The organism is Paenarthrobacter sp. NPDC092416 (assembly GCF_044755025.1).
Taxonomy (GTDB): domain Bacteria; phylum Actinomycetota; class Actinomycetes; order Actinomycetales; family Micrococcaceae; genus Arthrobacter.
Genome location: NZ_JBIVQG010000015.1, coordinates 40,496 through 59,789, shown reverse-complemented (window position 1 = coordinate 59,789; position 19,294 = coordinate 40,496). Strand labels below are relative to the sequence as shown.

18 protein-coding genes are annotated in these 19,294 nt (G+C 62.9%); 14 read left to right on the top strand and 4 right to left on the bottom strand.

Features of this window, described 5'->3' with window-relative positions:
* The first annotated feature begins 64 nt into the window (after positions 1 to 64).
* Together ACIQC5_RS21090 and ACIQC5_RS21085 are read left to right on the top strand one after the other, a co-directional pair.
* Positions 65 to 1,012 carry a type IV pilus biogenesis/stability protein PilW gene (locus tag ACIQC5_RS21090; RefSeq protein ID WP_400286998.1) on the top strand — a complete coding sequence of 316 codons (948 nt, stop codon included), beginning with the start codon at positions 65 to 67 and terminating at the stop codon, positions 1,010 to 1,012.
* Positions 1,013 to 1,336: 324 nt separating this feature from the next.
* On the top strand, positions 1,337 to 1,879 hold the full coding sequence (locus ACIQC5_RS21085; protein ID WP_400286995.1) for a hypothetical protein: 543 nt from the start codon (positions 1,337 to 1,339) through the stop codon (positions 1,877 to 1,879).
* Positions 1,880 to 2,069: 190 nt separating this feature from the next.
* On the opposite strand, the gene ACIQC5_RS21080 is transcribed toward ACIQC5_RS21085, so the two are convergent.
* Together ACIQC5_RS21080 and ACIQC5_RS21075 are read right to left on the bottom strand one after the other, a co-directional pair.
* A complete protein-coding gene (locus tag ACIQC5_RS21080) occupies positions 2,070 to 3,437 on the bottom strand; it encodes an MFS transporter (protein WP_400286993.1) in 1,368 nt (455 codons plus the stop codon).
* A 117-nt stretch (positions 3,438 to 3,554) separates the two neighbouring features.
* Positions 3,555 to 5,120 carry a helix-turn-helix domain-containing protein gene (locus tag ACIQC5_RS21075; protein ID WP_400286990.1) on the bottom strand — a complete coding sequence of 522 codons (1,566 nt, stop codon included), beginning with the start codon at positions 5,118 to 5,120 and terminating at the stop codon, positions 3,555 to 3,557.
* Positions 5,121 to 5,287: 167 nt separating this feature from the next.
* Here ACIQC5_RS21075 and ACIQC5_RS21070 point away from each other — a divergent pair, with 167 nt between their 5' ends.
* The gene (locus tag ACIQC5_RS21070; RefSeq protein WP_014921602.1) at positions 5,288 to 5,599 is read left to right on the top strand and encodes a pyrimidine/purine nucleoside phosphorylase; all 312 of its coding nucleotides are present in this window, start codon (positions 5,288 to 5,290) and stop codon (positions 5,597 to 5,599) included.
* A 488-nt stretch (positions 5,600 to 6,087) separates the two neighbouring features.
* Here the strand turns inward: ACIQC5_RS21070 and ACIQC5_RS21065 are convergent, their stop codons facing one another.
* Positions 6,088 to 6,246, bottom strand: coding sequence for a rifampin ADP-ribosyl transferase (locus tag ACIQC5_RS21065; protein ID WP_400286987.1), 159 nt, complete (start codon positions 6,244 to 6,246; stop codon positions 6,088 to 6,090).
* A 122-nt stretch (positions 6,247 to 6,368) separates the two neighbouring features.
* On the opposite strand from ACIQC5_RS21065, the gene ACIQC5_RS21060 reads away from it, so the two are divergent.
* The 3 genes from ACIQC5_RS21060 to ACIQC5_RS21050 all read left to right on the top strand — a co-directional run bounded on the left by ACIQC5_RS21060 (position 6,369) and on the right by ACIQC5_RS21050 (position 8,933).
* Entirely contained in the window at positions 6,369 to 6,992 is a 624-nt protein-coding gene (locus tag ACIQC5_RS21060) for a hypothetical protein (protein WP_400286984.1), read from the top strand.
* Between the two features lie 60 nt (positions 6,993 to 7,052).
* Positions 7,053 to 8,045 carry an NYN domain-containing protein gene (locus tag ACIQC5_RS21055; RefSeq protein ID WP_400286981.1) on the top strand — a complete coding sequence of 331 codons (993 nt, stop codon included), beginning with the start codon at positions 7,053 to 7,055 and terminating at the stop codon, positions 8,043 to 8,045.
* A gap of 150 nt (positions 8,046 to 8,195) precedes the next feature.
* Positions 8,196 to 8,933, top strand: a complete 738-nt coding sequence (locus ACIQC5_RS21050) for a VOC family protein (RefSeq protein ID WP_400286978.1) — start codon at positions 8,196 to 8,198, stop codon at positions 8,931 to 8,933.
* A gap of 121 nt (positions 8,934 to 9,054) precedes the next feature.
* Here ACIQC5_RS21050 and ACIQC5_RS21045 read toward each other — a convergent pair whose 3' ends face one another.
* The gene (locus tag ACIQC5_RS21045; RefSeq protein WP_400286975.1) at positions 9,055 to 9,960 is read right to left on the bottom strand and encodes an NAD(P)H-binding protein; all 906 of its coding nucleotides are present in this window, start codon (positions 9,958 to 9,960) and stop codon (positions 9,055 to 9,057) included.
* 67 nt (positions 9,961 to 10,027) lie between these two features.
* Between ACIQC5_RS21045 and ACIQC5_RS21040 the strand changes: the two genes are divergently transcribed.
* The 8 genes from ACIQC5_RS21040 to ACIQC5_RS21005 all read left to right on the top strand — a co-directional run bounded on the left by ACIQC5_RS21040 (position 10,028) and on the right by ACIQC5_RS21005 (position 19,273).
* Positions 10,028 to 10,360 carry a metalloregulator ArsR/SmtB family transcription factor gene (locus ACIQC5_RS21040; protein WP_400286972.1) on the top strand — a complete coding sequence of 111 codons (333 nt, stop codon included), beginning with the start codon at positions 10,028 to 10,030 and terminating at the stop codon, positions 10,358 to 10,360.
* Positions 10,361 to 10,487: 127 nt separating this feature from the next.
* A complete protein-coding gene (locus ACIQC5_RS21035) occupies positions 10,488 to 10,949 on the top strand; it encodes a GatB/YqeY domain-containing protein (protein ID WP_400286969.1) in 462 nt (153 codons plus the stop codon).
* 317 nt (positions 10,950 to 11,266) lie between these two features.
* On the top strand, positions 11,267 to 11,533 hold the full coding sequence (locus ACIQC5_RS21030; RefSeq protein ID WP_400286967.1) for a hypothetical protein: 267 nt from the start codon (positions 11,267 to 11,269) through the stop codon (positions 11,531 to 11,533).
* Positions 11,530 to 12,888: an EsaB/YukD family protein gene (locus ACIQC5_RS21025; RefSeq protein ID WP_400286965.1), complete on the top strand. Its 1,359-nt coding sequence runs from the start codon at positions 11,530 to 11,532 to the stop codon at positions 12,886 to 12,888. The genes ACIQC5_RS21030 and ACIQC5_RS21025 overlap by 4 nt, the downstream gene beginning before the upstream one ends.
* Positions 12,881 to 14,044, top strand: a complete 1,164-nt coding sequence (locus tag ACIQC5_RS21020; protein WP_400286962.1) for a MinD/ParA family protein — start codon at positions 12,881 to 12,883, stop codon at positions 14,042 to 14,044. The genes ACIQC5_RS21025 and ACIQC5_RS21020 overlap by 8 nt, the downstream gene beginning before the upstream one ends.
* 3 nt (positions 14,045 to 14,047) lie before the next feature.
* Positions 14,048 to 18,001, top strand: a complete 3,954-nt coding sequence (eccCa, locus tag ACIQC5_RS21015; RefSeq protein ID WP_400286959.1) for a type VII secretion protein EccCa — start codon at positions 14,048 to 14,050, stop codon at positions 17,999 to 18,001.
* Positions 17,991 to 18,371 (top strand): hypothetical protein, encoded by a 381-nt coding sequence (locus ACIQC5_RS21010; RefSeq protein ID WP_400286956.1) that lies wholly within the window; start codon positions 17,991 to 17,993, stop codon positions 18,369 to 18,371. Before eccCa ends, ACIQC5_RS21010 begins: the two co-directional genes overlap by 11 nt.
* A complete protein-coding gene (locus ACIQC5_RS21005) occupies positions 18,368 to 19,273 on the top strand; it encodes a DUF6177 family protein (RefSeq protein ID WP_400286953.1) in 906 nt (301 codons plus the stop codon). Before ACIQC5_RS21010 ends, ACIQC5_RS21005 begins: the two co-directional genes overlap by 4 nt.
* Positions 19,274 to 19,294 lie beyond the last annotated feature (21 nt).

The following is a 19,294-nucleotide window of genomic DNA, read 5'->3' as shown; positions in this document are numbered from 1 at the left end:
TCGCACGGTCCCTCAGGCGGTTCCTACGAGCACAGGGTCTATTTGTGGGCTGCATACTTGTCGGATGAGTGGACGCGTGTGGTCAGGGTTTAAGAAGAAGCGGGCACCCCGTCAGGTGTGGGGTGACTGGCAGGCTGCCAACGAGGCAAGTGACGTTGAGAGCGCCGAAAAGTACGCCTCGGAGCTCCTCGAGGTCGCCCCGGAAGTCTTCTTTAGTTGGTTCGAGGCAGGCCTGCTGTCGAAGGCCCGTGGTAACTGGCCCGAAAGCGCCCAGCGGAATCAGCGTGCACTGGAATTGTTCACCGAAAGGGAGGCCGCCGAGTTTGGCGGCGCCAGCCCTGCAGCTTGGAACCTGGGTATCGCCGCAACGGCCTTGGGGGATTGGGCAACGGCTAGGACGGCGTGGACTGCCTACGGTCTGGCAGGTTTCGACGACGGGGCCGGACCCATCGACGACGATTGCGGGATGGCACCGGTGCGGATCAATCCGGACCGGGCAAGTCTTCCTCACCAGCTTTTGCCCGCTGCCGGAGAAACCGAGGTGGTCTGGTGCTGGCGGCGGAGCCCTGCCCATGCCGTGATCAGCAGCGTGCCAATGCCCGAATCGGGGCACAGGTTCCGGGATGTCCTTCTCCATGATGGTGAACCCCAAGGGACCCGCCTCTATGAAGGGCGCGAAGTGTCAGTGTTCAACGAGCTCGAACGGCTCGAAGCGTCCGAAATCCCCACATGGCAAGCACAGATCACCGGTGCTGAACAAAGCGACCTTCAGGTGTTGGCTGATACGCTCGGGCGCCGGGGACTCGGCGTGGACGAGTGGTCAGGAATACGAATGATGTGTTCGGACTGCTCCCACGGCTCTCCGCGCGAAGGACACGACCATGCTGCGCCTGCGTCGGATGCGTTCGTACTTGGTTTGGCCGGTCACGAATCGGACTTGGACCAACTAATAGACGAGTGGCGGCGGTCAAGGCCGACAGTTGAGGTCGTCAGCCTGGAACTGCTGTGGTGATCCCCAACTTCCCAGCATCAAACTGCGGAAAGGCCTGACTTCTTCATTACCTATGGATCGCCGAGCTTCGCCAGGACCCTAGGCAGGTGGCTCCGGGGTCCGCCGGTCCTTAGGAATCACCACCCACACGATGCCGTGCTCGTCCTGGGGTCGTGGCCAACAAGGTTCCAAGCGGTTTGGCAGTGCACCATGCAGGCGGCCGGCCCGTCCTCCCATATGCCGATGATTTCGACGTCCACTGTCCAGTAGTGGTCAACCGCGTCGATGGTGCTCAACCAGGTGCATTGGCGGCGACTCTTCCTCGAGTGATGGAGAATGTCCACCATGGGCGTTCTCTATGACTACTTTGCTGCAGCCTCCGACGAGGAAGCAGCCTCGGTGATCGATCGTGTCGGCGGTCCTGGATCCCAGGCGACGATCGTACCGCCGGCAGAGCCCAAGCGAGGCATCTTCGGACGCAAACGCCAACCGCCGGCACGTACGACCGGGACTGACCCGACGCTGGCAGTTTTCGACACGGTATCGGTCAAGAACATCGATCCGGTCGTGCAGCTGGGAACACTCGAGGAGCTGCTCACCGGCCGGTCCTTTGACGACGTCATGGACAATCCACGGAGCGGTCACGCCGTCGCGGACCGGGACGGCGGGGAGCGTCTCGTACTGACCCTGACAGAGGCCCTCTCCGCTGCGTTGGCCAGCGCCTCGGATCAAGCCCTTGAGCAAGTGGCGGTCCCGTGGTCGGAAACCGAGGAGTTCTGGAACGCAGCTGACCCCGCCGATCTTGCTGGTTTCTTGAAAGACTTGGCCAGCCTTGCCCGACGGTCCGAAGCTTCCGGGCAGCGACTCTACTGCTGGGTGTGCGTGTAGGCAGCGTGTGTTGGGTGCCTGCACGACCAGCTTGTCTTCACCGAACGCAGCGGACCAGGCAACGGCAAATGATCCCCCTCGATTGCCTGGGTTGCCCATAGGATCCGCGGCGAGGGCCGGACAGCATCACTCAGAATTGCTGCCCGGCCCTGCGTTAGCACCGAAAGGCGGGTCCTGCGGTGTTATGGCGCTACACCATAGGGGTTGGTTGCTTGCGTACTTCAGCTTGCTCATCGGCGAGTGGCCTACGTGCGGTTTCGGCGCTCATCAACAGTCCGATCATTGAGAGTACGCCGATGCCCATCAGGAAGAACGCCGGCGAGCTGGGGTTGCCGGTGGTGGCGATCAACCAGGTGCCGATGAGCGGTGCGACACCGCCGAAGAGCATGGCCCCGACGTTGAACGGTAGCGCGAATCCGAGGTAGCGCGAACGCGTGCCGAACAGCTCGGTGAAGAAGGAGGGAAAGACCGCGTCATTCATCGCAAAGAACATCAGCGACACGATGAGGACGGCAGAGGCTAGGATCACACCGCCGAAGGAGAGCAGCGTCATGATCGGGTAGCTCAACACGATGAAGGCGACGCTTGAGATCATCAGCGTCCGTTTGCGGCCGATCCGGTCGGACAGGCGGGCGGCGAGGGGGATGAAAATGATGTGTGCGACCAGGCCGATCGTGACGACCAGCGTGGCAGTTGCTTCGCTCATTCCCGCTTCTTCGATGAGGAACGAGGGCGTGTAGCTGAGCAGGAGGTAGTATGCTCCGGCGTTGAGTGACATGACGAGCAGTGCCTTGAACATCGACGGGAGGCTCTGGCGCGTCTCGGACCAGCGTTTCGAGTCAGGTTGCTGATCAGCGGGTATCTGGCGCTGTTTCTTTTCGAGTTCCAGCACCCGGCGGAACTGCGGAGTGTCTTCCAGACGCAGGCGGAGCCAGAGGCCAACGATGCCGAGCGGGCCTGCGATGAGGAAAGGAATTCTCCAGCCCCACTCCTGCATGAACTCCGGTGAGGTGCTGGCATAGAGGACGGTGGCCATGAGCGACGCAGCCAGGAACCCGGCGGCTGCTGCTATCGGAACGACGCTGGTGAGCAGTCCGCGCTTGGCTGAGGGGGCGTACTCGGCGACGAAGGTGCCCGCGCCGGCGTACTCGCCGGAGGCAGAGAAACTCTGTGTCACGCGGAGTAGGAGGAGCAGGATGGGTGCTGCGATGCCGATGGTGGCGTAGTTCGGAATGAATCCGATGAGGAAGGTCGCCCCGGACATGAGGATGATGGTCGTGGCGAGGATGCTCTTACGGCCGATTTTGTCGCCGAGGCTGCCCCAAACGAAGGCCCCGAGAGGGCGTACAAGGAACGAGAGCGCGAACACTGCGAAGGTGCTCATCAGGGCAACAGCGCGGTCCTCCGGGGGAAAGAAGACCATTGCGATGGTGGTCGCGAGGTAGCTGTAGCTGGCGTAGTCGAAGTACTCCAGCAAGGTGCCGAGCCCGCTGGCGATGACGACTCGGCGGAGTATGGATCGGGGGACGGAATCTGTGGTGGCTACGGTGATGGGCATGATGTCGTTCCTCATTTGAGTACCGGATCTTCGCGGTGGGTCCGCACGATGTGACGACCATCATGGCAGCTAACGTCGCACCAGAATATGGCCGGAGCGGCGAACCCCGACTGTTTGTTATGGCCCTGGGGGCGATGCGAGTGAGCTGTCGCTGAAGCCCCGGACTTTAAGCGCAAGCCAGAGTTCGGTCTGTGCATCGATGCCGTCCAGATCGTGGCCGGTGATCTGGACAATCCGCTGCATTCGGTTCCGCACTGTGTGCCGGTGGACTCCCATACGTTCGGCTGTCGCCTCGACTGATCGGCGCTCAAGAAGCCATGTGTGCAGTGTGTTTAGGAGGGCTTCGCCTCCGCGCGAGGTCTCGATGGGGGCAAGAACAGCGCTTGAGAAGGCCTCCAAGTATTCGGATGGGGCGGCGTTGATGAGGAACTCATGTGAGGCTCCGTCGACGTACTCGATGGGGGTGCCGGCCCGTCGACTGGTCTCCAAGGCCAAGGTTGCCTGCCTGATACTGCGGGCCGAGTGCTCGGGTGCGCCGCCGGTGCCGATCCCCGTGGGGGCGTCGAGACCGTAGTCAGCCAGAGCCTGTCGGGGCTCCACGGTTGCCAGGCATTCGACGATGCGGTGGCGGTGCCGAATGAATGGTGTGGCTAGCACGACAGCGAGGTCGTCGATGAGCACTTCGGCGTGGGTCTCATTGCGCGCTTCGATGCTCACGCCCCGCAGGGGCCCTGAATCGATGCCGATGCTCCGGAGGAATGTTCGGGCGCTGCCTGTCTCCGTAAGTGTCAGGAGGCGGGCAAACCGTTCGGCGCGTCTACGGCGCGCCGACTCGTCGAGGAACCACAGGCGTTCGAATTCGAGTGCCAAGAGGGAACGAAGTGCCGGTGCGGCGAGCTCGGCCGTATCTTGGCCGGTCGGGATACGGACGCAGTACCCGCGGACGGTGTCGTTGCCAGCGAAGGGGGAGATCTCGACCGTCTTTTCGGCTCCCGTCGGCTTGCCGCCCGCATCGGCGTCCAACTCGGTGGCGGAAAGACGGAATTGCTCTCCGAGGCGGGGTGCTTCGTGGCCGGCAAGTCGTTCGCCCAGTGGAGCAAGCAGGTTCGATGGAAAGGCCGAGCTTCGGGCCATGACCCGCCCTAGCCGGTCGAATACAGCCAAAGGTTCCTCGGTCCGCTGTTGCCACCCTGAAAGCAGGTCACCGAAGGAGCCTCCGCGGGCCACGATTGCGGTGATCTCCATCTGTAGATCAAGCGGTCGTCTGAGTGCTTCCCGTTGGCCCTCCGAGTGCAGGGCAGCGATGGTGTGCGCGATTCGCCCGAAGTCGGCGATGTTGCCGGTCAGCAGTGGCAGGTCATGCTCTTTGGCCAGAGCCAATACCTGTGCGGGGAGGCTCTCGAATGCTGCCTCGGTGCCGAGGCCGATGATGAGCCCGGAAACGCCAGCACCCGTGGCTTCCGACAGGAGAACCTTCCAGGCTTTCCAGTCGTCCCCGATATGCAGTCCGCTCGTGAGCACTATCTCCCTGCCGTACAGCTCCGGAAATGGCCCCTCCCGCTCGATGTAGATCGGGATGCCAGCGGCTCGTTCGGCGTCGCTGCCTCCGTGCGCAATCGTCAGCCCCAGCCCTGAGGTGGCAGCCAGTTTGGCCAGTGTGAACGCCTTTGATTCGTGTGCCATGGCCTCATATTAACAACGATCGGATCGCATTTATGTACGCTCGGGCCACTCTTTACTCAACAAAGAGTACGCTCCGGCGATGGTTTGGGCGCGGTGGCTTCAATAGTGTGATCCCCAGCAGGCCGCAACCAGCGAGCCGAAGACACAACTGCGAATGGGAGCATGCCATGATCGGCCAGAACGAGTACTTCGAGGGACAAGTACGAAGCCTTGAATTCAAGAACGAGCAGGGAAACTTCACCGTCGGCGTTATGGAGCCCGGTGAATGGAAATTCGAAGCTCCTGTCAAGGAATGGATGCACCTGGTCCGCGGGACCTGGGACGTTCAGCAACCCGCCGGTCAGGGGGAGTGGACAACCTACAAGGAAGGCGAACGGTTCGAGGTCCCAGGCGGTACCGACTTCACAGTCCGTGTGAAAGACACCGTCGCCTACCTCTGCCCGTACACCGGAGAGTTCCTGGGCCACCTGGACATGTAACTTCCAAGGATGGTGCTTGACTCATCCGATGAGCGTCGGAAGCTGGGCCTGATTCGCGTAGTACTCGGATCGGGCCCAGCCGTCGTTTATGGCTGAAAACCGCACGTGAAATGAGGGCAGTGTGCTCAGTTTTCGTCTTCATTCCGCGGACTCTTCTGTGCCTTTTGTCGTCTTTTCCGAGATCCTTATGGGACTGATATCACCCCCAGGGCCATCGCCACTGCGCTACCAGAATGGCACCACCGAGGACACCAGTGGCAGGAGCGAGGCTACGAACTCCAATGACCCCTGGCGCAAGAAAGCCCGCCGATGGGGGACCGGCGGGCTTCCAGTTCAACGCTATGCCCGCTGGAGCCGAACATCAACAGGATTCGGTTATCAGCGTTCCCATATTGCCGGCTCGCCCAATCCTTGCGGGCGGAGACTAGACGATGAGCTTCGGCTATGGGCTTGAACCGAGCGCGACGAACGTCGGGAGGGCGGCCTATTCAGTTGATGATTTCGCCGCGCTCGTCAGCCAGGAGTACTGCCAGGCGTTCTTTCCACGCGTGCGACGCCTCGGGCGCGGGTCGTGCCCAGTCGGTGACTTCGCCAATGACTCTGAGCGGGGAACTGCTGCGATATGACCGCCTTGTAGCGGTGTTCATGCGTTGTTTGTTCCGGTGTTGGTGCTTGCCGTGAGGTAACGCAACTTGCCGGCATCCCGACTGTTACATTGTTCTCGATGGGGGCGCACTGGGTACTCCCTGCAGTCTTGGAGGGAACCCACATGAGCCTTCAGCCTCCCCATCCGAATGATCAACGTCTTCTCGCAGAGGATCCCAAAGCCGTAAAGCATCGCAAGGGCCGGATGACCATGGGAACCGTTCTGGTCATCTTTGGAGTGCTCAAAGTGCTGCTGCTTGTTTGGGGGTACGGGAAATACGGATCGGTTCTCGCCACTCTCAGCGAGAGCGAACGAAACCAGATATTCGTTCACGACGCCTATGAAGCAGTGGTTGCCATCGCCCTGATCTCAGGTGGGATCTGGAACATCAAGTCCCGCATGGGCACAGCCAAGCCGCCTCTGGTTGCAGCGGTTGCCTTGTCCAGTCTCTTCATCATTCCCGACATCATCAACTTCATCGAAGTCGCGACCGCGGGCGCTGAAATGCGGAACATCGTCGCGGTGATTTTCCACGTTGCCATCCTTGCGCATGCGATCCGCCTGCTCCGGTTCAAACAGCCTCCGGCGGCGCCTGCAGCATGGACAGAAGTTACATCCGAGAACGACAAGGTCCTGTCGGACGGAAGGCAGGCTTCGGGGGAGTCTCCAGTCGCTGACCCGGAGGTCGCGTCACAGCCCGAGGAACGTCAGTACGACCAGCCGAGTCAAGGCCCCACAGCAAGCTGACGACGGCGGCCACTAGTCCACCTACGATCGAACGCTTTGTCTGCCGGTAGGATCGGGGCCATGGTGTCCCAGCGCGCAATCTTCGTCGATGCAGGTTTCCTTCTCGCAGTGGGAGGCACCAAGGTGGTGGGAACCTCGCTGAGGTCGGCTTTCCGGGTCGACTACGAGAAGCTGATCGAGGGCATCCTTCGTTGCACCGAGCAGCATTCGGGGATCGACGTGTTGCGGACATATTGGTATGACGCCTCCAAAGACGCGTTGTTTACCGACCAGCACAAGCAGATCGGACTCTTGCCTGGGGTGAAGGTCCGGCTGGGACGGATCTCCTTCAACGGGGAGCAGAAGGGCGTCGACCTGAAGCTGGGTCTCGACCTGGTAGGAGTGGCTCGGAACCGGGCGGCATCCGTCGCTTATCTCGTCTCCGGTGACGATGATTTGGCCGAAGCGGTGGAGGAAGCCCAGGATCTGGGCATGAAGGTCGTCCTGGTCGGCGTTGCTGACTCGGGCCACCGCCTCGGCGTCATGTCGGTTGCCGAGCATCTGGCATTGCGGGTGGACAGCATCATCACCTTGCCGCCGCAATTGATCGATTCCTGCTTCACTCGGATCGTCCAGGAAGCACCACGGCCCGCCACTGCGCCCACAGCCCCAGCGGGCCACCCGGTGCCGCGACCCGTGCCGAAACCGGGTGTCCCGATGAGCAAGCCAGCTGTTCCGTCCCGTCCACTGCACCACGTGCCGCCGCGGTCGCACCCCGCGGAGGTGTCCTTGGTGTACAGCTCTGGCGGCAGTGGAAGCGCAATCGTTCCCGAAGAAAGCCCCATGGACGTTGCCCAGGAGGTCGGTGAAAGTGTCGCGGCCAGCTGGTACGGCTCCGTCACCCAGGGGGAGTTGGTGGACCTGTTGGCGGACCGGCCCATCCTTCCAGTGGAGATCGACCGTGTATTGCTGAAAGACTGCGCCCAGCGGATCGGCGAATACAAAACCGACCTTCAGGGTGTCCGCAAAGCCCTTCGTCTGGCGTTCTGGCAGAAGCTCGACACGCTCATCTGAGGAAGGACCTGCCCGTCGAAAAACCAGCGCGTGGGATGCTGCGGCCGCAAACCTTAGGCAGCCATTTTCGCCCGACTTGCGTCGAGGGCGGGCTCGGTCGAGGGCACGCCTCCAAGATCCACTATTGCCTTACGTATAGGGTCAGGCGTTATGGCGCTGCGATTGGTTCAGGTGAATTTCAAGGCTCGGGATGACTCGGCGCTCGGCCGGTTTTGGGCGGATGCACTCGATTGGGGCGTTTCCAGCGAGGGACCTGGCGTGACCAACGTTGAACCGCTTGGCTTCGTATGGCCGGACCCGGTCGCCGTCTGCGTTGACGTCGTCACAGTCCCCGACCCCGAAACGGTGAGGTACCGTGCGCACCTCGATCTCGCCACCAGGTCTGTGGCGCATCAGACAGAGTTGGTCGCTCGCCTGCAGGATCTAGGGGCGACGCTCGCCGACGTCGGCCAGGGCGATGTGCCATGGACGGTGATGGCCGACCCGGAGGGCAACCTGTTCTGCGTGCTGGAGCCCCGACCCCTTTACCTGGACACCGGTCCCATCGCAGCGGTCGTAGTCAGCTCCGCTGATCCGAGGGTTATGGCCCGGTTTTGGAGCGAGGCAATGGACTGGACCTTGCACGAGGTGAGCGACGACCTTGCGAGGCTGCGTTCGTCCGAGGACGTCGGCCCATACTTGGAATTCCATCGCACGCCTGACGTGAAGACCGAGAGGGGTCGTGTCCATCTGGACGTGATGCCCTATCCAGGTGATGACCAAGCGGCAGAGGTCGCTCGGCTTCGGGCGCTGGGCGCCACTGACGCCGATGTCGGCCAAGGCGACGTGCCATGGAAGTGCCTTACTGACACGGAAGGCAACGAGTTCTGCGTCCTCGGCCCGCGCTGATCCGGACAGACATCCACATCAACCGATGTAGTGGAAAGTTGCCGCAGCCATCGCAGCTGCGGCGGGGTTGTTCCTCGAGCTGTTGTTGGCACCAGGCTGGGAGACTCACCTGGCAGCCCTTCTAACGACGCTTCCCGGCCCACCATTTCGTGATGCGGAGGTCGTTGAGGCCGAATCCACCGTCGGGCAGCGCGGCACGGATGCGATCGTCGTCGAACGGGAGAACCGGGCGGAGCCCGTGGGGAAGTTCGGGTGCGAACGGCGAAGGCTCGCTAACTCCCTCGGCGAGCATCTGCGCTTGAGCTTTCGCGACGAGCGGCACCACCATGGTCCACTCCGTTAACTGAGCTAGTCCGCGAATGGCCCACACCGGGGCGCGCACGTACAGAGGCCGCCGGCCTACGACGCCGGCGATCCGGCGAACTGCCGCTCCAAGCTCAAGTTCCTCGGCGCCAACGACGGCGACGGTTGGGTTGGGAACCCGGTCCTCAACGGCCGCCAGCAGCACGTTGACGGCTTCCTCGACTGGTATGGGGCGGACCGTCCGGTCGCGATACCCAACAGTCGCGAAAACCGGAAAGGTGCGAACGGCGCGGGCCACGTGGTCCACCATATGGTCGCCCGGGCCGTAAATCATGCCCGCCTTGAGGATCGTGTGGTCGATCCCGGAGTGCCGCACGAGTTCCTCTGCCGCCCACTTCGTCTCGTGGTAGGCGGATCCACAGTTGGGTCGTGCCCGGAGGAAGCTCAGCATAACGATCCGCTGTACGCCAGCTCGTCGCGCGGCCTCGATGACGGCGCGGGTGCCGTCGACGTGCACGCGTGAAAAGGTCTGGTCGCCGATTTCACGGTTGATCCCCGCGCAATGGACCACAGCGTCACAGCCAGTAAACGCAGCCGTCAAGGCATCCACGTCGTCGATCGGCGCCCCCGTCCGTCGAGACACGATGACGGTGTCTTCTGGATCCAACCGCTCCGCGAGGTGACGTCCGACGAACCCGGTCCCACCAGTGATGGCTACACGCATGGTCTAGCTCCTTCGCTTATTAGCAATTAAGCTAAACTGTATATAGCAATTGTGCTATATTGCAAACATGGCAGATACAGCGTCGGACATCTTCGCCGCCCTCGCGCACCCGACGAGGCGGCAGATCCTGCAGGACCTCAAGGATGGCGAGCTGGCGGCCGGTGAGATCGCCGCGCGATTCAACGCCACTGGGCCCACCATCTCCCGGCACCTGAGTGTGCTGCGCCAAGCAGGCCTGGTCACCGAGCGGCGCGATGCCAATCGGATCCTGTACTCGCTTGTTGGCGAACGCCTCGCTCTTTCGGTTGGCGACTTCCTCTCGACCGTGTGTCCGGAGCAGATCGTGCTACGCGAGATCCGGAAGCGGAGCACAGACCCCACGGCGGAGGCCCCGGCCTAACTTGTTGCGCATCCCGCGGATTTCAGCAGGAAGTCAGCCGCAGCGCGGAAAGCGGTCCAAGCCGGCGCTCAGGTGAGTGTTACCGGACATCGATACGATGGCAGGTAATCACTTCAAAAGGAGCATCATGTCACTGAAAGACCGCCTCAAATCAGATGTCGTCGACCATATGAAGGCCGGCAACAAGGTTGCGTTGACCACAGTGCGCAACGTGCTGGGAGAGATCACCACCCGCGAAAAGTCCGGGAAGACTCCGGTGGAGCTCGATGATGCACAGGTGACTGCGCTGCTCCAGAAGGAAGCCGCCAAGCGTCGCGACACTGCACGCATTTATACCGAGGCCGGCGAAGCGGACCGTGCAGCTGCGGAAATCTCGGAGGCGGAAATCATTGAGGCGTATCTCCCCAAGGCGCTCACGCGCGACGAAGTTGAGGCAATTGTTGACGAAGCAATTGCAGCTCTCAAAGCTGACGGTCAGGAACTCTCCATGCGTTCAATTGGCGCCGTCATGAAGCCGGTCACGGCCAAGGTCGCTGGTCGATTCGACGGCAAGACCGTCAGCGAAATCGTGCGGTCGCGCCTGGCGTGAGTCGAGACGGCTGCGTCTGCCGAGCAGTTGAACCCCAGGCCTGTCGACCAGGCTGTGCCTTGTGATGCGTAAGAAACGAAGTTATGCACATACGGCGGCAGCAGGCTTGGGTGAAGCACTTCAGAGTGCCTAGACTCAAAGGGCAAAATCCAGTTGATGGGGGAACCATGGATCACCACGCCGACACGGCTGCGCCACAAAGTGCCGCTACCGAGACATCCAGCGGGCTGGGCGCGGCAGAGTAATCAGCCTGCCTCTCGAGAGCGGGCCAATGGTCCGAAAAGTATGACGGCACCTGAACTAGGGGAATGACACGCATGGCTGAAGATTACGATTCCCGGCTGCTTGAGTCAGCGCGGGTGCGGAAGCACAGGCTTGACGACTCCTTGTTGTTTGGGCAGAACCCGCAGGAACGCACTTACAAGTCGGTGACAGCTCGGTTGATGCAGTCGCTGCTCATTGCCGCACTTATCGCGGCGATCTGTGTCGGCTACAGCTTTGTCCAACACCTGCTCAGCGAACAGGCCGCCAAACAGGCCGTGCCATCGGCCTCGGCCGTAACCCTATTCGAAGGACAACCATGAGTGCGGCGTTGAGCCGGGTCACTGTCATTGCGGCCCATCGGCACCTTGACCTGCGACTCCCGTCCGATGAACCAATAGCGTCTCTGCTGCCGCAGATTCTGGGCCTAATGAACGACGCCGGGGATGGGGAGACCCAAAAGGCCGCAGGCGGCCGAACCGCCCTGCTCACATCGTTCGTGCTGACCACCAGTGTGGGTGCCACGCTTGAGGGCGCACTGACACTTCGCGAGGCTGGCGTCTCCGATGGCTCACTCCTGTATCTGCGCGACGAACGTGGTGTTCCAACCGCACCCGAGGTCTTCGACGTCCCAGCCTTCGCAGCAGACTCAATCGAGCGCCTGCCCGCGCTTTGGGCTGGCAAGCTAAGGGCAATAGGCCTCTCCACTGCGGCCGGCTTGCTTCTTGCTGCCTCCGGATCGTCCTTCATCGTGCTGCTGCGTGGATCCGGGAACAAGAATGCCGCCCTGATCGGCCTTGCGATCGCTGCTGCGCTGATGATCGCGGGCGCCCTTGCGGGCCGTGTGCGTTCCACACCGGTGGGGCTCGCCCTGGTGTTCGCGGGCCTGGCAACGGCAGCGCCCGCGAGCTTTTTCACCACGCCCTTCGCAACGAGCTCGCTCGTGTTTTCAGCGGCGCTTGTGGTCGCCTTGGCGGCGTCAGGTGTGGCCACAGGAAAGTACGTCCCGTTCCTGTCCAGCGCAGGTTTGCTTCTTGTGCTGGGCGGAGCTTGGGCGCTGCTCGGGTTGGGCACGCGGGACCAACCGCTCTCGGCTGGTCTGGCGGGGATTGCAGCGATCTTCGCCTTGGGGGTAGCCCCCCGCCTCGCCACCGTATTGGCAGGGTTGAGCGGATTGGACGACGACCAGCGTCAGGGTAAACGGATCACGCGCAGCACGACGCTCGATGCCGTGCACGCTGCCCATGCAACGCTGACCGGTTGGACCCTGACGGCCGCAGTGGTGGCGGGCGTCGCCGTGGTGGTTGTTGCGACAGCGAAGAACCGGCCTATCTGGGCCGTCCTTCTGTCCGTTGCTCTGCTGGGAGCGTTGACGTTCCGTGGGCTGGCTCTGCCGCTGGTGGCGCAACGCGCGGGCATTTACGTCGCTGCGGCGGGGGCTTGCTGGGGTGCCACGCAGGTCTTCGCGCTGGCTTCCAAGCAGCCGCTGTTGCTCGCGGCCGCGGCAGCTCTGGCAGCCCTCGTTCTCCTTGCTTCTGTGCTCAAGGTGCGGGAGCAGACCGCTGCGCGGCTTCGGGTCACGGCCTCCCGGCTTGAGCTGATCTGCGTCCTCGCCACGATTCCGCTGGTTCTGGGCCTTTCCGGCGCCTACACACAACTAGGACAGACTTTTGGCTGAACAACCCCGCACAGGCTTCCCGCTCGGCCAGCCAGGGAGCGACTCGCCTTTCCTCCACGACGCACTTCGGGACAGGCCACGCACGACGCCGGCCAACGGTTTCCCGGGAATGGCCAGTCAGCCGAAACCTGAGCCGGTCGTAGGCGGCTCAGGTGCCGCTGTACCAGCGTCCCCCAGCAAAGCGGTCCCTACCATGGGGGTCTTAACCAAGGCGGTCTCCAACAAGGAGGTCTCCAACAAGGTGCAGATTCAAGCGCCAAGTTCAGTGGCGCCGTCGACCTCCACGGGAACCGCGCCCCCAAGGGCGCTTCGGGCCGCCAAATCCCGCAAGAAGAGCGGGGACAGCTGGTGGGAACGTGTCCGTTTCGAGGTGACGGACGCCGTCACTTCCGGGGCGCTGTCCGAGCGCTTGATCCGCGCAAGTTCTGCCGTTGAAGCCCCGATCACCACAGGGCGACGCATCGTTGTCCTCGGAACGGCCGGGGGAGCGACGACCACCACGGTGGCGGCCCTGCTGGCCAAACTGCTGGGCAGCATCAGGCAAGAGCCGGTCATGACAGTTGACGCCACGGACCAGGGTGGGAATCTCCTGCACTACCTCGGCGCCTCCCAAAGTGCGCCGTTGACGGAGCTCATTCAGCAATTCCGTAGCCAGCCCGTCCGCACCTTTCCCGATGCCGTTAAGAACGCCGCGTCGTGCGGCAACCAAGTCTTCGCTGCCGGTCGGGCCGACGTCGCGGCCCTGGCTGACGCGCCCTTGGGGCTGCAGGAGTGGACAGACGTTTCGTCCACCTTGTCGCGGTTCATGGCAGTAACAGTGGTCGACGGCGGCGCGTCGCCTCTGTCCCGGCACGCGGCTGCGCTGCTGGGAACCGCCCACGCGGTGGTGCTCGTCGCACCGTCGGGTGCCGCGGAGGCAGGCAAGCTCGCTTCGATCCAGGAAGCCTTGACCGAAGCGTTTCCCGACGTCCATCAGGTAGCCGTCGTGGTGCGTTCCCGGCAGAATCACGACGCCGCATTGGCCGGTTGCATCCTGCCCTACGACCGCCATCTGGCCAGTGGCGGCAGCGTCCAACTCAGCAAGCTGGGTTCCCGCACACGGATCGCCGCCACGGAACTCGCCGGCAAGGCCCTCATGGCCGCCAACAGGGGATAGGCCATGACTACACGGATTGTCCACCGCCCTGCCCGCACCACCCTTCCTGAGCGCGCGCCGGAGCCCAGCCTCCTGGATGCCCCACCGCAGTTGGCCGGGGGAGCGGGCGGCATGAACCTCCTTGCGCTGGTTCCGATGCTGGGCGCAGCAACGTCTGTGACCGTCATGATGCTGTTCCGCGGATCCTCGCTCGCTGGCATCGGAGCCATCATGATGGTGGCAACCGTCTTGGCGTCAGTGGTGCTCATGTTTTCCCAGCGCGGCAAAGCGACCAGGCAAAGGGCTGCAAAGCGCCGGCTCTACATGGATTACCTCCGACGCCGGCGCGCGGACTACGAAGCCGAAGAACAGCAGGCCCGCATTGGAGCAAACCTCGCTCACCCGCCAGTGGATCGCCTGGTGCAATGCGTGGTCAATGATCCCCACCGGCTCTGGGAACGCCGCCGGACCAGTCCCGACTTCCTGGTCACCCGCTACGGCACAGGAAATGTTTCCCGCCGCCCGATCACGGTCCAGGACAGTGGTGATGCTGTTGAACGCCCGGACGCCTTCATGCTCTCCGAAGCAGAACAACTCCGCCAACGTTTTGGCACCAACCCGGACATGCCCCTGACCCTGCCCTTGGGCGCGGTGTCCGACGTATCGATCGTGGGTGACCGCGAGACGGCGCTCATGGTGTGTCGAAGCCTGATCTGCCAGCTCGCATCGGCTCAGTCGCCCGAGGACGTTGAGCTGGCCATCGTTGCCGCCGACGCCACAGTGGAGGATTGGGAGTGGAGCAAGTGGCTGCCCCACCTGCAGGATCGGGGGACGCTGCGTCGGGCCGGATCGCTCGGTGAACTTGCCGGACTGATCGAAGGCTCCATTGATTCCCGGATCGCGGCCGTCAACGGTGCAGCACGAAACTTCCAACAGGTCCCCTCAGATGCCCTTCCCCGGTTGATCATCATTACCGACTTGCCAGGGCAGAATGCGGTGTCGCTTCCTGGAGTGCCTGCTGAGCTACCTCTCTCCCGGCTCGCGGTGACCCGAATCCATGTTCTGGCTGAACAGCACCAGGAGCCCGAACGGGTGGACGTCCGCCTCAGCGTCGCCCCCGATTCCCTGAGCGTTGTGGCGACAGCAACAGGGCAAACCATCCGGGGCATCGCTGATGCAGTGCCGTTGGTTATTGCCGAGTCCGTGGCCCGGGCCTTGGCGCCACTTCGCCTCTCCGAGCTGTCTCACGAATTCGGAGAGCACAAGTCCTCGCGAAGCTATGCCGAAGCCTTGGGCCTCTCCGAATACACCGCCGAGGCCATGCTGCGGTTGTGGGAAACCCAGCGGGGCTCGGATTTCCTGCGGGTGGCCATTGGTGAGGACGAGGACGGCACACCCGTCCACCTGGACCTAAAGGAGCCAGCCCAACAGGGCATGGGACCGCACGGACTCTGCGTGGGTGCTACTGGTTCGGGAAAGTCCGAATTGCTGCGCACCATCGTCCTTTCGCTGATCGCCACGCATTCGCCGGAGGACCTCACCATGGTTCTGGTGGACTACAAGGGAGGCGCTACGTTCGCTCCCTTTGAGAAGGCGCCGCATGTTGCAGGTCTGGTCACCAACCTGGTCAGCGACGCCAGCCTGGTGGACAGGATTTACTCCAGCCTCGCCGGCGAAGTGAAAAGACGCCAAGAACTTTTGCAGAACGGCGGCGACTTTGCCCATATCAACGACTATCGGGAGGCCCGGAGACGGAGCCCGGAAAATCCAGCGCTGGCGGCCCCGCTGCCCTACCTGTTTGTGTGCATCGACGAGTTCGGCGAGCTGCTGACCGCCCGTGCGGACTTCATCGACCTGCTGTTGTCCATCGGCAGAATTGGCCGTTCCATCGGCATTCACCTGCTTCTGGCGTCCCAGAAAGTAGAGCAGGGCATGCTCCGAGGACTGGACACCTATCTCGCGTACCGCATCGCACTGCACACCAACTCGGAGAGCGAAAGCCGGACGATCATCGACGTACCGGACGCCTACCACCTGCCCAGCACCCCCGGGCACGGCATCCTGAAAGTGGACACGACCGTCTTCAAAAGGTTCCGGGCAGCTTACGTTTCCGGCGCTTTGCCTTCGCAGGAGGACGACGCCGTAAGTACAGTTCCTGAGGCTGTTCCCGTTCGCTCCTTCAGCTTGACGAAGGACTTCGAAACCGGCCTTCCCGCCGACACCCGGAGCGGTGCGATCGAAGGCAAGCGCTCCGCGGCCACAGCCGACACCGCAACCATCCTCTCCGCCGTCGTGGGTTTCGCCGCAGGACAGCCGCGCCTGACGCAACCCGTGTGGCTACCGCCATTGCCGGTTGCTGTCTCCCTGGCCGGAACCGGCGCCTCACTCGACCTCACCTCCACCGGACCCCGTCTGTCTCAACCGCGGTATTTGAACCCCGCGGTCGGAATCCTGGACGACCCCGCCCGGCAGTGGCAAGGGCCGTGGCATCTGGACCTGTCCGCCCGTGGTGGCAACTTTGCCATCATCGGGGCTCCGCAAAGTGGGAAGTCCACAGCATTGCGGACCGTGGCTGCGTCGCTCAGCTTGAGCCACAGTGTTGAGGAGATCAACATTTACGCCGTTGACCTGCTCGGAAACGCCTTGGCCGGAGTCGCCGAACTGCCGCATTGCAGTGGTGTGGCGGGCCGTGGCAATCGTGAACTGCTCCGCCGCACCATCGAAGAGGTGCAGAGCCTGTTGAACGTCCGGCAGGCAGTGTTCGACCACCACAAGTTGGACTCCCTCCAGGCCATGCGGGCCTTGCGAAGCAGGGGTGCGCTCACCGAACTGGGTTGCACGGACGCGTTCCTGTTCATTGACGGTTTCGGGAGCCTGACCTCTGAATTCCCTGAGCTGGAGGAAGCCGTTCATGACATCATGACGCGCGGCAGCACCCTGGGCGTGCACGTGATGGTGAGCCTTCGAAGTTGGTCCGAGGTCCGGATGTCGCGGCAGTCGCTGCTGGGTACAAGGGTTGAGCTGCATCTTGCCGACCCCGCGGATTCGATCGATCGCCGACTGTCCAGCACCTTGGGGGCCAACCGGCCTGGGCGTGCGCTGACCATGGACAGGATGATCGGTCAGTTCTCCCTTCCGTCGTTGGCCAGCAGCCCGGACCGCGACAACACCGGGCACGAACTGGCGGACCTTGCTGCCGTTTTGCACAAGTACGCCTCAAACACCGCACCCCCCGTTCGCGTCCTGCCAGGCTTGACGCGGCTTCCGCAGGATCACAGCCCCGTTCCCGGCAGCATTGCCCTGGGCGTTCGGGAGCACGACGCCGGGACGGAGAACCTGGATCTCTTCGGGACGGACAGGGGACTGGTGGTTGTTGGGGACCCTGAAACCGGACGGACCAACCTGCTCAGGACCGCTGCGTCCCAGCTGATGGCTTCGTATGAACCGGGCGAGCTGGCCTTCGCGGTGTTCGACCCACGCCAACAGCTGCAGGATTTCATTCCCGACGAGTACTTGGGTGAATACGCCGCCAACGGTCAACGGGCGGCCCAATTGGCGGAATTTGTTGCCGGTCAGGCGCGGGACCGTCTTGGCGATGGAAATGGTGCGCCGCTCCGAACCCCACGGATCGTTCTGCTGGTGGACGATTACGACATCCTGGCCGCCACGGGCAACCAGCCGTTGCGCTCCCTGGCAAGCTACCTGCCATCGGGTGCCGACATTGGGCTCTTTGCCATGGTCACCAGCCGGACCACCGGAAGCGGCATAATGATGCATGATCCCTTCATAGCGAGCCTTCGGGCCGCCGGGGCACCCGTGATCATGTTTTCGGGTGATCGCTCCGAAGGTGTGATTGCCAACGGTGAGCGCCCTGTGTCGCTGCCCACCGGGCGCGCAAGAGTCCTGCGAACCAGCCGACCACCCGTGACGGTCCAGACCTTCCACCACCACTACCAGGATGCCGATCATGAGCTATGACTTCCACCTGATCTGCGAACAGGACCCCCGGGAAGGCCGGTTTGCCTATGCCTCGGAGCAATTCGAGAACAAGTTCACGGTCATGCCCCCTGAAGACTCCGAGAATCTCATTGTGAGTTTGGCCGGGGAAGACCTTGGCCTGGTCAGTGTTCCCATGCCGATCCCGGGCCCGGAAGTACGCAGAATCTTCGGTGAGGATGTGGCCAAGCAACTTGCCGGAGACGCGTGGGTATCAGAGGTCAATTGCCGGGAGGACAAGGACGCCGCTGAAGCTGTGCGCGCGTTCCTGATGATCACAGTGATTGGGACCAAGGGGATCTTGATAGATCCCCAGTCCAACGAGGTCATCAATGCGGACTGGGGCTCATGACGTCGCTACCGCTGGTTCCGGTCCCCGCGACTGCCCTTCGCCCGTGGCTCAGTGTCACCCTGCGCGGTGAGTTGCAGCGTTCGGCCGCGGCCGTGGCCGGGAAAGGTGTCGCAGCGCTGCACACCCGGGGCGATGCGGCGCCCAGCTATCCGTTGCTGGCGTTCCTCAAAGCTGCTGGGATTCCTTGGGTCATAGAGGGGCCGAACGGGGAGCCACGCGACGGGTTTGCAGCACCCGGCCCCGGCACGTCGCCCAACGAGGGCTACGCGACGGAGGCGAGTCCCGCCGTCGGGCTGTACGGAAGCGTGCTCCACGCAGCAGCGGCAGACCTGCGCCTGGGCGAGTTCACGTCCCGAATGTTGGCGGCCGCCGGTTGCCGGCCGGAATACATGGGGCCAACGGAGCCTTTGCGGCAGCCGTGGGACGTCGGAGTGCTGACGGCCTGGCTTCGGCAGCAGATGCCGTTGGCGATCGCGCTGGTGTCAGGGCAAGGTTTTGCCGGAGCGTTGAGCGCGTACCGCACCGCCGCCGGCATCGTTGAAGCCTTTGATGTGCTGGTGTCGGCATCTCATGTGGGAATTGAGCGTCGAGCTGTGGAAGCCGCCGCGGTAGAAGCCAACGTGCAGGAATGTGGCGTGGACCTGCACTTTGGTGCCTCGGGACCGCATGTGCCTGCGGGAAAGGATGCGTTCAGGGTCCCGCAATTGTTGATGTTGGGTCCGTCCCTAAACCGAGGCATACCGGTCGGATCTGTGACGGAAACGGTGGATGCTGAAGTCCTTGGGCCAGCCCCGTTCCAGCACCTGGCAATCCGCTATCCCGCAGTTTCCCGCTGGGACGGCGGGGACACCCAAGCGTTGCAGCAGCGGGTCCTGGCAGGAAGTACGGATCCCCGCGTGTAGACCCCCTCGAACCGAACAGAT